This is a genomic window from Nonomuraea sp. NPDC004580, from assembly GCF_040609855.1.
Taxonomy (GTDB): Bacteria; Actinomycetota; Actinomycetes; order Streptosporangiales; family Streptosporangiaceae; genus Nonomuraea; species Nonomuraea salmonea.
Genome location: NZ_JBEXLH010000087.1, coordinates 1 through 13,034 on the forward strand (window position 1 = coordinate 1; position 13,034 = coordinate 13,034).

13 protein-coding genes and 1 pseudogene are annotated in these 13,034 nt (G+C 71.0%); 3 read left to right on the forward strand and 11 right to left on the reverse strand.

Translation table 11 applies throughout. From position 1 onward, the window contains the following. Both ABZW11_RS42920 and ABZW11_RS42925 read right to left on the reverse strand, forming a co-directional pair. Nucleotides 1-191, reverse strand: a pseudogene (locus ABZW11_RS42920) (hypothetical protein); the annotation flags it as partial. A 57-nt stretch (nucleotides 192-248) separates the two neighbouring features. After that, nucleotides 249-923 (reverse strand): carbon monoxide dehydrogenase subunit G, encoded by a 675-nt coding sequence (locus ABZW11_RS42925; protein ID WP_355431158.1) that lies wholly within the window; start codon nucleotides 921-923, stop codon nucleotides 249-251. A gap of 95 nt (nucleotides 924-1,018) precedes the next feature. On the opposite strand from ABZW11_RS42925, the gene ABZW11_RS42930 reads away from it, so the two are divergent. The 3 genes from ABZW11_RS42930 to cydB all read left to right on the forward strand — a co-directional run bounded on the left by ABZW11_RS42930 (nucleotide 1,019) and on the right by cydB (nucleotide 4,357). Beyond that, entirely contained in the window at nucleotides 1,019-1,894 is an 876-nt protein-coding gene (locus tag ABZW11_RS42930; RefSeq protein WP_355431162.1) for a polysaccharide deacetylase family protein, read from the forward strand. A gap of 197 nt (nucleotides 1,895-2,091) precedes the next feature. Beyond that, nucleotides 2,092-3,447 (forward strand): cytochrome ubiquinol oxidase subunit I, encoded by a 1,356-nt coding sequence (locus ABZW11_RS42935; RefSeq protein WP_355431229.1) that lies wholly within the window; start codon nucleotides 2,092-2,094, stop codon nucleotides 3,445-3,447. Nucleotides 3,448-3,475: 28 nt separating this feature from the next. Further along, nucleotides 3,476-4,357 carry a cytochrome d ubiquinol oxidase subunit II gene (gene cydB, locus ABZW11_RS42940; protein WP_355431164.1) on the forward strand — a complete coding sequence of 294 codons (882 nt, stop codon included), beginning with the start codon at nucleotides 3,476-3,478 and terminating at the stop codon, nucleotides 4,355-4,357. Here cydB and ABZW11_RS42945 read toward each other — a convergent pair. From ABZW11_RS42945 to ABZW11_RS42985, 9 genes are all read right to left on the reverse strand, one after another. Further along, on the reverse strand, nucleotides 4,350-4,754 hold the full coding sequence (locus tag ABZW11_RS42945) for a hypothetical protein (protein ID WP_355431167.1): 405 nt from the start codon (nucleotides 4,752-4,754) through the stop codon (nucleotides 4,350-4,352). The genes cydB and ABZW11_RS42945 overlap by 8 nt on opposite strands. 46 nt (nucleotides 4,755-4,800) lie before the next feature. Next, nucleotides 4,801-5,226: a hypothetical protein gene (locus ABZW11_RS42950; protein ID WP_355431170.1), complete on the reverse strand. Its 426-nt coding sequence runs from the start codon at nucleotides 5,224-5,226 to the stop codon at nucleotides 4,801-4,803. 32 nt (nucleotides 5,227-5,258) lie between these two features. Next, nucleotides 5,259-7,628 (reverse strand): aerobic carbon-monoxide dehydrogenase large subunit, encoded by a 2,370-nt coding sequence (gene cutA, locus ABZW11_RS42955; RefSeq protein WP_355431173.1) that lies wholly within the window; start codon nucleotides 7,626-7,628, stop codon nucleotides 5,259-5,261. Next, nucleotides 7,625-8,119: a (2Fe-2S)-binding protein gene (locus ABZW11_RS42960; RefSeq protein ID WP_355431175.1), complete on the reverse strand. Its 495-nt coding sequence runs from the start codon at nucleotides 8,117-8,119 to the stop codon at nucleotides 7,625-7,627. Before ABZW11_RS42960 ends, cutA begins: the two co-directional genes overlap by 4 nt. A 79-nt stretch (nucleotides 8,120-8,198) precedes the next feature. Further along, the gene (locus ABZW11_RS42965; protein ID WP_355431178.1) at nucleotides 8,199-9,044 is read right to left on the reverse strand and encodes an FAD binding domain-containing protein; all 846 of its coding nucleotides are present in this window, start codon (nucleotides 9,042-9,044) and stop codon (nucleotides 8,199-8,201) included. Beyond that, nucleotides 9,041-10,450, reverse strand: a complete 1,410-nt coding sequence (locus ABZW11_RS42970) for a solute carrier family 23 protein (protein ID WP_355431180.1) — start codon at nucleotides 10,448-10,450, stop codon at nucleotides 9,041-9,043. The genes ABZW11_RS42965 and ABZW11_RS42970 overlap by 4 nt, the downstream gene beginning before the upstream one ends. 174 nt (nucleotides 10,451-10,624) lie before the next feature. Next, nucleotides 10,625-11,950: a solute carrier family 23 protein gene (locus ABZW11_RS42975; protein WP_355431183.1), complete on the reverse strand. Its 1,326-nt coding sequence runs from the start codon at nucleotides 11,948-11,950 to the stop codon at nucleotides 10,625-10,627. Nucleotides 11,951-12,026: 76 nt separating this feature from the next. After that, entirely contained in the window at nucleotides 12,027-12,671 is a 645-nt protein-coding gene (locus tag ABZW11_RS42980; RefSeq protein WP_355431186.1) for an NYN domain-containing protein, read from the reverse strand. 148 nt (nucleotides 12,672-12,819) lie between these two features. After that, the gene (locus ABZW11_RS42985) at nucleotides 12,820-13,023 is read right to left on the reverse strand and encodes an RNA-binding S4 domain-containing protein (RefSeq protein ID WP_355431188.1); all 204 of its coding nucleotides are present in this window, start codon (nucleotides 13,021-13,023) and stop codon (nucleotides 12,820-12,822) included. Between the last annotated feature and the right edge of the window lie 11 nt (nucleotides 13,024-13,034).

The window sequence follows — 13,034 nt, forward strand, 5'->3', positions numbered from 1 at the left end:
GCCAGCTCGGCCGAGCGCCGGGTGAGCTGGGCGCCGCGGGCCAGCTCGAGCGTGCGCTCGGTGCGCTCGTCCCCGAGCACGCGACGCACGTCGCCGACGAGCCGTTCGGCCGTGGGCCGCTCCTCGCCGAGCAGGTTGCGTACGACTCGCCTGGCCTCGGTACGTGCGTCTTCAGCGTGTGCCTGCCGCATACTCGCCACGCTACGCCGGGAGATCCTTTTCCGCGAGAGTCCAGGAGGCAGGCGCCGTCAGGCGCGGCGCCTGGTGCCCCGCCCGAGGAGCCAGCCGAGCGTCACGCCGGCCAGCGCCACGCCGGCGCCGGTGCCGAACGCGGCCAGCATCACCCACGGCCGCGTCTCGGTGCGCGGCGCGCGGGGCCGCTCGTAGACGGCGGCGGGAGCGGCCTTCGTGAGACTCCCCGCGTCCGTGAGGGCCCCCGCGTCCGTGAGGGGCGCGGCGTCGTGCCCGGACGCGACGGCCGGGACCGGGGCGCACAGGTGCTGCTCGACGGCGGTGAAGAACTCCTGGGCGGTGCGCTTGGCCACCGAGCCCAGCATGCGCTGCCCGACGCCGCCGATCATGCCGCCGATGACCGCCTCGGCGTCGTAGTCGACCCTGGTGCCGCCGTCGGCCTCGCTGAGCCGGACCTGCACGGTCGCGTCCACGGTGCCGGGCGCGCCCTGCCCGCGCGCCTTGAGCGTGAAGCGCTCGGGCGGCAGCGGATCGGACAGCGCCACCTCGCCCTGGTAGACGCCCTTGACGGAGGCCACGCCCGCGTTGACCGTCATCCGGTACGTGTCAGGACCGCTCTCCTCCAGCCGCTCGCACCCAGGGATGGTCCGCACCAGCACGGCCGGGTCGCGGAACGCCGCCCACAGCCGGTCCCTGTCCACCCCGATCACGACACTGCCCGCCACGTTCATGTCGCCACTCTAAGCAGCCGGAGCCTCCGGCTTAAGGGCAACACCTGCCAGACGCGGACCGGCCGGTCGATCATGCCTGGCAAGATTGTGTGGCTATGAACGGGAAGCGGCGGGCGCGGGCGAAGGCAGGCGTGACGGCGGGCATGACGGCAGGGGTGGTCTGCGCCCTGGCGCTGGCCGCCTGCGGACCGGGCGACGCGCCCAAGGAGTCCGCCGCACCGAAGGAGCAGCCCACGGCGTCCGCGACGCCGAGCCCGACCGTGCCGCAGGGCCCGCCCGGCGTCAGGCCGCGCAAGGGCGAGGTACGACCGATCAGCCGCACCGGCGACCTGCCACCGGTGATCAGCTCCATCCCGACCAGGCGCAAGGTCGTCTTCCTCACCATCGACGACGGCTGGGAGCAGGACCCCGGCTTCGTCCAGCAGATCCGCGACGAGCGCATCCCCATCACGGCCTTCGCCATGCGCGACGCGGTGGAGGCCAAGGGCACCCCGGACCAGGCGGGCGGCGAGGCGCGCTACGTCGGCGCCGGCAAGTGGGGATATTTCCGCCAATTGCGTGACGCTGGGGTGGCCGTCGAGAACCACACGCTCACCCACCCGAACCTCCGCCTCCTCGGCCGCGCCGCCCAGCGCAAAGAGATCTGCGGCACGACCCAGCTGATCAAGAGGGAGATCGGGACGCGGCCGGCGTTGTTCCGCCCGCCGTTCGGCAACTACAACACCGACACGCTGCTGGCCGCCAAGAGCTGCGGCGTGCGGGCCGTACTCCTGTGGACGGCGACCGTGCAGCCGGGCGGCAAGATCGCCTACCAGGTGCCGGACAAGCGGCTGCGCCCAGGCGACATCCTGCTCCTGCACTTCCGCCCCAACCTGGCCAGGGACTTCCGCATCCTGGTGAAGAAGATCAAGCGCCGTGGTTACGCCCTGGGCAACCTCCAGGCGTACGTGGACGCCGCCGACCCGCGCTGAGGTCCGCCTCGGGACGTACGGGACGATCCGTCGCGCGGGTGACGCGCGTCCCCGCTCCAGCAGGGCATTGTCGAAGCTCGGCAACCAGCACACCCGGGATGTGACGAACGTCGCACCCCATTGCTCTACAACGTGTAGTACTACTGCAAGTAGATGTACTACAGCTTGTAGAGCAACGACTTTTCTCGGCGGGGATGATGGACGCACTAGACCTGGCGCGGTGGCAGTTCGGGGTGACCACCGTGTACCACTTCCTGTTCGTGCCCCTGACCATCGGTCTTGGGATCTTCGTGGCCGGCCTGCAGACGGCCTGGCACCGCACGGGCAAGGAGCGCTACCTCAAGCTGACCAAGTTCTTCGGCAAGCTGTTCCTGATCAACTTCGCCATGGGCGTGGTCACCGGCATCGTGCAGGAGTTCCAGTTCGGGATGAACTGGAGTGAATACTCCACCTTCGTGGGCGACGTCTTCGGCGCCCCGCTGGCCATGGAGGCGCTGCTGGCCTTCTTCATGGAGTCCACGTTCCTCGGCCTGTGGATCTTCGGCTGGGACCGGCTGCCGAAGAAGGTGCACCTGGCCTGCATCTGGGCGGCGGCCATCGGCTCGAACATCTCCGCCTACTTCATCCTCGCCGCCAACGCCTGGATGAAGCACCCGGTCGGCTACGAGGTCGTGGACGGCAAGGCCAGGATGACGGACCTGTGGGCGGTGCTCACCAACTCCACGGCGGTGGCCCAGGTGCCGCACGTGATCGGCGGGGCGTTCGTGGTGGCGGGCGGCTTCGTGCTGGCGGTCTGCGGCTACTGGCTGCTGCGTACGCGCGGCACGCAGGCCGCCGCCATGTGGCGCGGCGCCGCACGGGCCGCGCTGCTGATGACCGCGCTCGCGGGCGCGGTGGTCGCGGGCACCGGCGACATGTCCGCCAAGCTCATGTACGAGCAGCAGCCGATGAAGCTGGCCGCCGCCGAGGGGCTGGAGCGCGACACGGCGGGCGCGGCGTTCAGCGTCGCCCCCGGCATCGAGATCCCCAAGGTGCTGAGCTTTCTCGCCGCCAACGACCCGGACGCCGTCGTCGCCGGCACCGAGGACCTGCAGCGCCGCTTCGAGGAGCAGTTCGGCCCCGGCGACTACCGTCCCAACGGCCCCGTCGTGTTCTGGTCGTTCCGCGTGATGATCGTCTTCGGCATGGCCACCGTCGGCCTGTCGGTGCTCGGGCTGTGGCTGACCAGGCGCGGACGGGGCTTCCCCGCGTGGCTGTCGAGGGCGCTGCTGCTCGCGCTGCCGATGCCGCTGGCCGCGGTGATCGCCGGCTGGCTGCTCAGCGAGATCGGCCGCCAGCCGTGGACGGTCGCCGGCGAGCTGCTGACCGCCGCCAGCGTCTCACCCGGCGTGACGCTGGCCGAGGTGGCCACCTCTCTGGCGATCTTCACGCTCGTGTACGGCGTCTTCACCGTGGCCGAGGCCGTGCTGCTGGCCAGGCACGTACGCAAGGGCGTCGAGGAGCCCGCCCCCGAGCCCGCGGCCGAGCGGCGCGAACCGCAGCTCATGTACTGAGCCCATGTGACGAGTCGAGGAGCTTCCCGTGATCGAGTTGTGGTTCGTCATCATCGCCTTCCTGTGGACCGGCTACTTCGTCCTCGAAGGCTTCGACTTCGGCGTCGGCATGCTGGCCCCGGTGGTCAGCAGGAACGCCGCCGAGCAGCGCGCCAGCCTGCAGACCATCGGCCCGGTGTGGGACGGCAACGAGGTGTGGCTGATCACCGCGGTCGGCGCCATGTTCGCCGCGTTCCCCGCCTGGTACGCCGGCGTGTTCAGCACGTTCTACCTGCCCGTGACGCTGATCCTGGTCGGGCTGATCCTGCGCGGGCTCGGCCTGGAGTGGCGGAGCAAGGTCGCGAACCCGGCCTGGTGCGACCTCGCGGTCGTGGCGGGCAGCGCGTTGCCGGCGTTCCTGTGGGGCGCGGTCTTCGCCCACCTGCTGTTCGGCAGCCTGCTCGCGGCCCTGCTCGGCGGCGCGTTCACGCTGGCCGTGTGCCTCCTGCACGGCGCGGTGTTCCTCGCGCTGAAGACCACCGGCCAGGTACGCCGCCGCGCCAGGACCGCCGCGCTCGCCGCCGCAGGAGTGACGCTGCCGGTGGCCGTGTTCGCCCTGTCGGGCCTCGGCACCGGCCCCGCCCTGGCCGCGATGGCGGCGCTGGCCGCGGCCACGGCGCTGATCTGGCGGCGCAGGGAGGGATGGGCGTTCGGCGCGACGGCCGGCGCGATCGTGCTGACCACGCTTGCGGTCTTCATGGAGCTGCGGCTGCGCCCGCTGCCGGGGCTCACGCTGGCCGATGCCGCGTCGGGGCCGTACACGCTGACCATGCTGAGCTGGATCGGGCTGATCGCCCTGCCGTTCGTGCTGGTCTACCAGGGGTGGACGTACTGGGTGTTCAGGAAGCGGGTCCTGGTGCCTGTCAACTGACCCGCGCCTCCTTCGTCAGGTGCAGGTCGCCGCCGAGCCGCTCGTGCAGCAGGTCGAGCACCTGCCGGCCGGCCAGCACCGTCCACAGCCTGCCCGCCAGGTAGGGGTTCTTCTCCGGCGCGGCGTCCATCCAGGCGTCCTTCCCGGCCTGGCTGGCGAAGGTCGTGACGAAGAACTCGCCGTCGGGGGTCTTGCAGTAGCCGGTACGGATCTCCGGCGCGTCCACCTGCATCCGGGGCGCGCAGCCGACCTTGGCGGCCAGTTGCTCGACGGTGACGGGGGCGGCGCCGGCCCGCTGCGCGCTCGCCGTGACGTAGCCGCCGACGCTCCCTGAGGAGCAGCCGGCGACCAGTCCGGCCAGCAGCGTGAGAGCGGCCAGACGTGGAAATGTCGTCATGTGCAGAGGTACGCACGTACGGGAGGCCAGGTTCAGGAACGGCCGGTCACTTGGGGGCGGGAGTCTGGGAGACGCGGTGGTCGGTCAGGTGGAGGTCGCCGTTGAGCGGACCCTTGAGCACCTCCAGCACCTTCAGCGGTCCGAGCACCGTCCACTTGGGCCCCACCAGGTGCGGGTTGTACTCGGGCGCCTCGTTCATCCAGGCGTCCTTGAGCTTCTCGGTCTTGAAGGTGTTGACGAAGAACTCGCCGGCATCCGTCTTGCAGAACGCGGTCCTGACGTCCTCGGCCTCGACCTGCATCTTGGGCTTGCAGCCGACCTTCTCCGAGATCTGCTCGACGGTCATCGGCTTGGGAGTGGCCGGCTCCGCCCCGTCTGCTGCGACGTAGTCGTTCCAGCCGCCTCCTGAGGAGCAGCCGGCGACCAGTCCGGCCAGCAGCGCGAAAGCGGCCAGACGTGGAAATGTCGTCATGTGCGAGGGTACGCAGCCCCGCCGCCTCCGGTTCACCCGGATCGGCCGCCCCTTGCGGTGCGCAGCGTGTGGAGGTCGGACGGGGAGATCGGCATGCGGTCGATCGGGATGCCCTCGGCGTCCTCGACGGCCGAGGCGATGACCGCCGACACCGGGATCACCCCCGCCTCCCCCGCCCCCTTGACGCCGAGCGGGTTGAGCGGCGACGGCGTCTCCAGGTGACCGGTCTCGACGCGGGGGATCTCGGTCGCGTACGGCATGAGGAAGTCCATGAAGGAGGCGTTCACGAGCTGGCCGTGCTGGTCGTAGACCATCCGCTCGTACAGCGCGCCGCCGATGCCCTGGGCGACGCCGCCGTGGATCTGCCCCTCGACGATCATCGGGTTGATGAGCCGCCCGCAGTCGTGCACCACGGCGTACCTGACGACCTTGATCTCGGCGGTATCGGGGTCGGTCTCGACGATGGCGGCGTGCATCCCGGCCGCGAACGTGGAGCGGATCGGCGAGTAGTAGTCACGCCCCTCCAGGCCGGGCTCCTCGCCCTCGGCGACGGGCGGCTTGTCCGGGTCGGCGGCGCCGGAGAACTGGGTGGCCTTGGCGGCCTCCTCGTCGAAGGCGTACCTGAGCGGGTTGGCGAGCACGGCCACCGTGGACAGCGGGATGGACGCCGACGGCGTGCCCGCGACGTGCACGAGCCCGTCGGTGACGGTCAGGTCGGCGGGGTCGGCCTCCAGGGCGTCGGCGGCGATGCGCAGCGCCTTCTCGCGGACCTTCCTGCACGCCAGGGCGATGGCGTTGCCGCTGACGACGGCGGCCCTTGAAGCGAAGGTGCCGACCGCGTACCCGAAACGGCGGGTGTCGCCGGTGACCACGCTGACCCGCTCGATGGGCACACCCAGCTCGGCGGCGGCGATCTGGGCGAAGGCCGTCTCGTGACCCTGCCCCTGCGAGGTGAGGCCGGTGGAGACGTGCACCCGGCCGTCGGAGGTGATCTGCACGTGCCCGCCCTCGTACGGGCCCACGCCGGTTCCCTCGACGTAGCAGCCGATCCCGATGCCGCGCCCAGGACGCCGCTCGAAGGAGTCCCAGCCGATCAGCTCCTTGATCATGCGGAGCAGCTCGGGATAGTTCCCGCTGTCGTAGACGAGCGGCCGGCCGTCCTGGAAGGTCATTCCCTGGTCGTACGGGAACTCGTCGGGCTGGATGAAGTTGACCGCCCGCACCTCCGTGCGGTCCTTGCCGAGGTGCCGCGCGATCTTGTCGAGCGTCCGCTCCATGCAGAACACGCCCTGCGGCCTGCCCGCCCCGCGATACGGCGTGACCTGCACGGTGTTGGTGTAGACGGCGGTGAACTCGACCCGGTACGCCCCCGGCTTGTACGGCCCCAGCAGCTGCGTCGAGGTGACGATCGGGACGATGATCCCGTACGGCGTGTAGGCCCCGTGGTCGTGCAGGATGCTCACGTCGAGGCCCAGCACGCGCCCGTCGTCGTCGAATCCGACCCGCACGTGCTGCACCTGCGCCCGCTCGTGCGCCGACGACACGAAGTGCTCGCGGCGGTCCTCGGCCCACTTGATCTCGCGGTTCAGCGTCATGGCCGCCCACGGCACCAGGATCTCCTCGGGCCACGGGTGCACGATCTTCACGCCGAAGCCGCCGCCGACGTCGGGCGCGATCACCTCGACCTGCGGCAGCGGCAGGCCGAGCGCGGCGGCCACGGCCATCCTGACGCTGGTCGAGGTCTGGGTGCTGGAGTAGACGCGCAGGTCGCGGCCGTCCCAGCGGGCGTACACGCCGCGGCCCTCCAGGGGCATGCTGGCGCTGCGCTCGATGTCGAGCCGGAAGGACAGGGTGTGCGGCGCGCCCTCGATCGCCTCTCCGGCGCCCCGGCCGTCGGCGGCCGGGACCTCCTGGACGAGGTGGGCGCCGACGTTGCCCGGCACGTCCTCGTGCACGAGCTGCGCCCCCTGCACGGCCTCCGCCAGGCCGACGACGGGCTTCAGCGGCTCGTAGCCGACCTCGATGAGCGCGCAGGCGTCCTCGGCGGCGTAGCGGTCGGCGGCCACCACCATGACCACGGGCTCGCCGACGTGCCTGACGACGTCCCTGGCCAGCGGGTAGGCGGTGCGGCCGTGGGTGAGCGCCGGGTGCGGGATGAGCAGCGGCAACGGCCGTCCGACGCGTTCCGGGAGGTCATCCCAGGTGTAGATGGCGACCAGCCCGTCCACGTCGAGCGCCGCCGAGACGTCGATGTCATGGATGCGGGCGTGCGCGTGCGGCGAGCGGACGAACGCCGCCGCCAGCGCCTCCTGCCCGAGGTCGTCGAGGTAGCGGCCCTGGCCGGTGAGCAGCCGCGGGTCCTCCCTGCGCGCCACCGGCTCCCCGAGCCACCGCGCCGTCATGCCTCCTCCGCCAGCAGCTCGGCGGCCCGGTGGACGGCCTTGACGATGTTCTGGTAGCCGGTGCAGCGGCACAGGTTGCCGGAGATGCCCTCGACCACCTCCTCGTCCGTCGGCGCCGGGTTGTCGCGCAGCAGCGCCGTCACCGTGCACAGGAAACCCGGGGTGCAGAAGCCGCACTGCAGGCCGTGGCACTCGGCGAAGGCCCGCTGCACCGCCGACAGCCGCCCGTCCTCCCCTGCCAGGCCCTCCACGGTGGTCAGCTCGGCGCCGTCCACGGTCACCGCGAACGTCAGGCACGAACGCACCGGGCGGCCGTCGAGCAGCACCGTGCAGCAGCCGCAGACGCCGTGCTCGCAGCCGACGTGCGTACCGGTCAGGCCCAGGTCGTGCCGCAGGCAGTCGGACAGCAACCGCCGCGCGGGCACGCGGGCCCGCCTGGCCGTCCCGTTCACGACGAGCGTGATCTCATGGAGCGCGTTCTCGCGGCTCATGTCCTCGCGGCTCGTGGTTTCGCGGCTCGTGGTTTCGCGGCTCGTGGTTTCGCGGCTCGTGGTTTCGTGCCGGGTGGTCTCATGGCCCATGGGCCGCCGCCCCCTCCCGCGCCGCGTCGTGCAGCGCCCGTTCGGCCAGGACGCCCACCAGGTGCCGCCGGTAGGCGGCGGTGGCGTGCAGGTCGTCGTCCGGGTCGGTCGCGGCGCGTACGGCGTCGGCCGCCCCCGCGAGCCCGTCGAGCTCCACGACGACCGGCACGGGCCCGACCCCGATGCACGCCACCCGCGCCCGCCCGTCCGGCGTGACCAGCGCGCACACCCCGGCCAGCGCGTAGTCGCCGTGCCGCCGCGCCACCTCGCGGAACGCCACTCCCACGCCCTCCTCCACCGCGGGGAAGAACGCCGAGACGGCCAGCTCGCCGGGGCGCGCCGCCGACTCCATGGGCCCGACGAAGAACTCGGCGGCCGGCACGTCACGGGTCACCGCCGCCCCACCGTCCGGGCCGCCGTCCCATCGGGCCAGCCGAACGGAGCCGCCCAGCACCACCAGCACCGCGGGCAGTTCGGCCGCCGGGTCGGCGTGCACGAGGCTGCCCACCACCGTGCCGCGATTCCTGATCACGGGGTGGGCGACCAGCTTGAGCGCCTGCGTCAGCAGCGGGTGCGCGCCCGCCCGCTCGGCGTCGGAGTGCCGGACCAGCGCCCCGGCCCGGACGCCTTCCTGCGTCACCTCCAGGCCGGCGAGCCCCGCCACCCGGTTGATGTCCACCAGGTGGCCGGGCGCGGCCAGCCGCATGTTCAGCATGGGGATCAGGCTCTGCCCGCCCGCCAGCACCTTGCCGCCCTCGGCTCCCACCTCGGCCAGCGTCCGCAGCGCCGCGCCGAGGTCGCGGGGAGCGTGGTAGGCGAAGGGCGGCGGCTTCAAGCCTCACTCCGTACGGGCTCCGGGCTGCGTCCCGCGATGGCGCGCAGCAGGTGGTAGCCGCCCAGCACCACGATCGTGCCGAGCGCGATGCCCTCCAGGGTGAAGTCGCCTCCGATGGCGTGCTGTACCGGTCCGATGGCCAGGATCATGCCCGCCCCGATCGGAACCATGTTCACGGGATCGGCGAAGTTCACCCGGTTCTCGATCCAGATCTTCGCGCCGAGCAGGCCGATCATGCCGTACAGGATGACCGTGACGCCGCCCAGCACGCCGCCCGGCGTGGCCGCGACCAGCGCGCCGAACTTCGGGCACAGCCCGAACGCGATCGCGATGATGCCGGCGATGTAGTAGGCGGCCGTCGAGTAGACCTTGGTGGCCGCCATGACGCCGATGTTCTCCGCGTACGTCGTGGTCGGCGAGCCGCCCACCGCGCTGGTGACCACGGTCGCGACGCCGTCGGCCGTCACGGCGCGGCCCACGTACGGGTCGACGTCCGTGCCCGTCATCTCCCCCACGGCCTTGACGTGCCCGACGTTCTCCGCGATCAACGCGATCACGGCCGGCAGCACCAGCAGCACCGCCGAGGTCTTGAAGTCGGGTGCGTGGAAGTTCGGCAGCCCGAACCAGGGCGCCGCCGCCACCGCCTCGAAGCTCACCCGGTCGTGCGGGAACGCCGTGGCCACGCAGTACGTGCCCTCGACCGGGCAGGCCGCGCCCGCCGCGTCGCGCAGGTTCGCGCCGGGCAGCACCGACGTGACGGGCCCCGCCGTCAGGTCGAGCAGCCACGACAGCACGAACCCCGACACCAGCCCCACCAGCACCCCGATCCGTCCGATGAACCCCTTGAACAGCACGATCACCACGAACGTGATCAGCATCGTGATGAGCGCCACCCAGTGGTCCTGCGGCCAGTAGACGTCCGCGACCACGAACGCCAGCCCGAACCCGATGAGCATCACCACCGCGCCGGTCACCACCGGCGGGAAGATCTTGTGGATGACGTCGACGCCGAGGAAGTGGATCGCCAGCCCGGCCAGCGCCAGCACGAACCCGGCCACCAGGATCGCGCCCGTCACGATCGCGTCGGCGCCCGCGGTGTCGCCGCCCGCCGCCGCCCTGATGGCGAACACGCCGCCGACGAACGACGCGCTCGTGCCCAGGTAGCTGGGCACCTTTCCCTTGACGATCAGCAGGAACAGGATCGTCGCGACCCCCGACATCATCACCGCGACGTTGGGGTCGAGCCCCATCACCAGGGGGAAGACGAACGTCGCCCCGAACATCGCGATCACGTGCTGCGCCCCGAACCCCACCATCCGGGGCCAGCTCAGCCGTTCGTCCGGCCTGACCACCTCGCCGGGGGCCAGATGCCTGCCGTCACCGTGTCTGGTCCATCCCACAACCATGGCAAGCCCCTCTTGTACTGGGCGCTGGGCCGGCGTCACGTACCGTTGCGGGCACATTAGGCCCGACGGCACGCGCTCACACGGGCATGATCTGCCAAATCTGGCCCGCCGACCAGAGCCAACCTCGCGCACAAGTGCCGAGCCGCCCTGTGAGGGATGTCCGGTGAGTGGGAGCTATGAAGCGGCGGGCTCCTCGCGCCGGACGGCGCGCAGCAGGTGGTAGCCGAGCAGCAGGACGATCGTGCCGAGCGCGATGCCGCTCAGCGCGAACGTGTCGGTGATCGGGAACGCGACCGGGCCGATCGCGCAGATGATGCCCGCGCCCGTGGGCACCAGGTTGCCCGGGTCCGACAGGTTCACCCGGTTCTCGATCCAGATCTTGGCGCCGAGCAGGCCGATCATGCCGTACAGGATGGTCGTCACGCCGCCCAGCACGCCGCCGGGCGTGGCCGCGATGAGCGCGCCGAACTTGGGGCACAGGCCGAACAGGATCGCGATCACCGCCGCGATGTGGTACGCGGCCGTCGAGTAGACCTTGGTGGCCGCCATGACGCCGATGTTCTCCGCGTACGTGGTCGTCGCCGGCCCGCCGACCGCCGTCGCCACCACCGTGCCGACGCCGTCGGCCATCACCGCGCGGCCCATGTAGGCGTCCACGTCCGTGCCGGTCATCTCGCCCACGGCCTTGACGTGCCCGACGTTCTCCGCGATGAGCGCGATCACCACCGGCAGCACCAGCACGATCGCCGACGCCTCGAACACCGGCCCGTGGAACGACGGCAGGCCCACCCAGTCGGCCTGCGCGACCGCGTCGAGGTTGACGCGGAAGTGCTCGGTGACCTGGCCGCTGTCGTCGGGTGCGGTGATCTTCCCGCCGACGACGTCCCAGCCCCACGACAGCAGGAACCCGAACACCAGGCCAAGCAGCACCCCGATCCGGCCGAGGAAGCCGCGGAACACGCCGATGAACACGAACGTCGCCGCCATCGTCAGCAGCGCCACCCACGGGTCCTTCGGCCAGTAGACGTCGGCCGCCACGTACGCCATGCCGAACCCGATGAGCATGACCACGCCGCCGGTGACGATGGGCGGGAACACCCGGTGCAGGACGCCGACGCCCAGCTTGTGGATCGCGAACCCGCAGACGGCCAGCACCACCCCGACCGCCAGCAGCGCCCCTGTGACGGTCGCGTCGCCGCCGCCCGCCGCCCTGATCGCGACGACCGCGCCGACGAAGGACGCGCTGGACCCCACGTAGCTCGGGATCCTCCCCTTCACGATGAGCAGGAAGAGAATCGTCGCGACTCCGGACATCATCACGGCCAGATTCGCATCCAGCCCCATGACCAGCGGGAACACGAACGTCGCGCCGAACATGGCGATGACGTGCTGCGCGCCGATGCCCACCATCCTGGGCCAGCTCAGCCGCTCGTCCGGCTTGACCACCTCACCCGGCGTCAGGCGCTTCCCATCGCCGTGCACCTTCCACCCCAACGCCACGCCCGCACCTCAATCTCCCGCCTGACCAGCGGGTACGACCACGAGTTATGTCGCAGAGCACAATAGAGGGTGCCCCCTAATTCCAGTACGCCGGGCGCCGATATTCCGTCCCGTCCGACCCGCAGACCACGTCGGGGAGCTGCCACCGGCGGATCAGCGCCTGCCCGAGCGGCAGCCAGGCGTCGCTGCACCTGCGCAGCCCGTCGGCGCCCTTCCCCGGGGGGAAGACGCTGACGATCCTGGTTTTGCGCCCGCGCCGCTCGTCGATCGCCCTGATCTTCTCGATAGGGGCGCAGAGGTCGGTGTCGGCGGAGATGAGCAGCACGACGTCCACGACGTCGAGCGCCGCGTCCGCCACCATGGAGCTGGCGATGGCGGCGTCGGTCTTCTTCTCCTCATACGACCGCCACACCATGCCGCACTGGCGGCACCGGTTGTACTTCTCCTGGAAGCGGCCGAGCACCACCTCGACACCCTGGCTCTGGACGGCGGCCAGATAGACGCGCTGGCGTGCCGCGGCCTGCCGGTCGTTGCGGACGATGGCGGTGAAGTAGCGGACCCGCTCCAGCGACTGCCCGTCGCGCAGCAGGTCGCGAGCGAGGCCGGCGAGGTCCAGCCAGAGGTCGCGGTGGTGGCTCATGCCCTTGAGCCCGTAGTACAGGTTGAATTCGTCGACGTAGACGCCTACGCGCCCGCCTGTGCCGTTCGGCTTGTCACGCACTGCCACTATCTCCTAGCATGGAGTCAGATCGCCCGGCACTCAGTTCCCGGGTCTTACGGCCCCCGTCAGGGGGCCGTTTCTTTTTGCGGCACTGATGCTAGTAAACAGTACGTAATGACGTGATGACCTTTCGTGAACGTCCGCCGCGCTACTCCACTCGGATCGAGAACCCCTCGCCGCTGACCACCTGGCCCGACCGGATCTTGGCGCGTTTGCGCAGCTCGACCTCGCCGTCCACCATCACCATGCCCTCGGCGACGAGCTGTTTGGCCATGCCGCCCGTCTCCGTGATGCCGCAGTATTTGAGCAGGTCACACAGCGGGATGTAGTCGGAGCGCAGTTCGAAGTCCACGAGCGACCAGC

Coding starts and splice junctions, on each gene's coding strand:
- ABZW11_RS42925 (WP_355431158.1), bottom strand. CDS start 923: ATGAACGTGGCGGGCAGTGTCGTGATCGGGGTGGACAGGGACCGGCTG.
- ABZW11_RS42930 (WP_355431162.1), top strand. CDS start 1,019: ATGAACGGGAAGCGGCGGGCGCGGGCGAAGGCAGGCGTGACGGCGGGC.
- ABZW11_RS42935 (WP_355431229.1), top strand. CDS start 2,092: ATGGACGCACTAGACCTGGCGCGGTGGCAGTTCGGGGTGACCACCGTG.
- ABZW11_RS42945 (WP_355431167.1), bottom strand. CDS start 4,754: ATGACGACATTTCCACGTCTGGCCGCTCTCACGCTGCTGGCCGGACTG.
- ABZW11_RS42950 (WP_355431170.1), bottom strand. CDS start 5,226: ATGACGACATTTCCACGTCTGGCCGCTTTCGCGCTGCTGGCCGGACTG.
- cutA (WP_355431173.1), bottom strand. CDS start 7,628: ATGACGGCGCGGTGGCTCGGGGAGCCGGTGGCGCGCAGGGAGGACCCG.
- ABZW11_RS42960 (WP_355431175.1), bottom strand. CDS start 8,119: ATGAGCCGCGAGAACGCGCTCCATGAGATCACGCTCGTCGTGAACGGG.
- ABZW11_RS42970 (WP_355431180.1), bottom strand. CDS start 10,450: ATGGTTGTGGGATGGACCAGACACGGTGACGGCAGGCATCTGGCCCCC.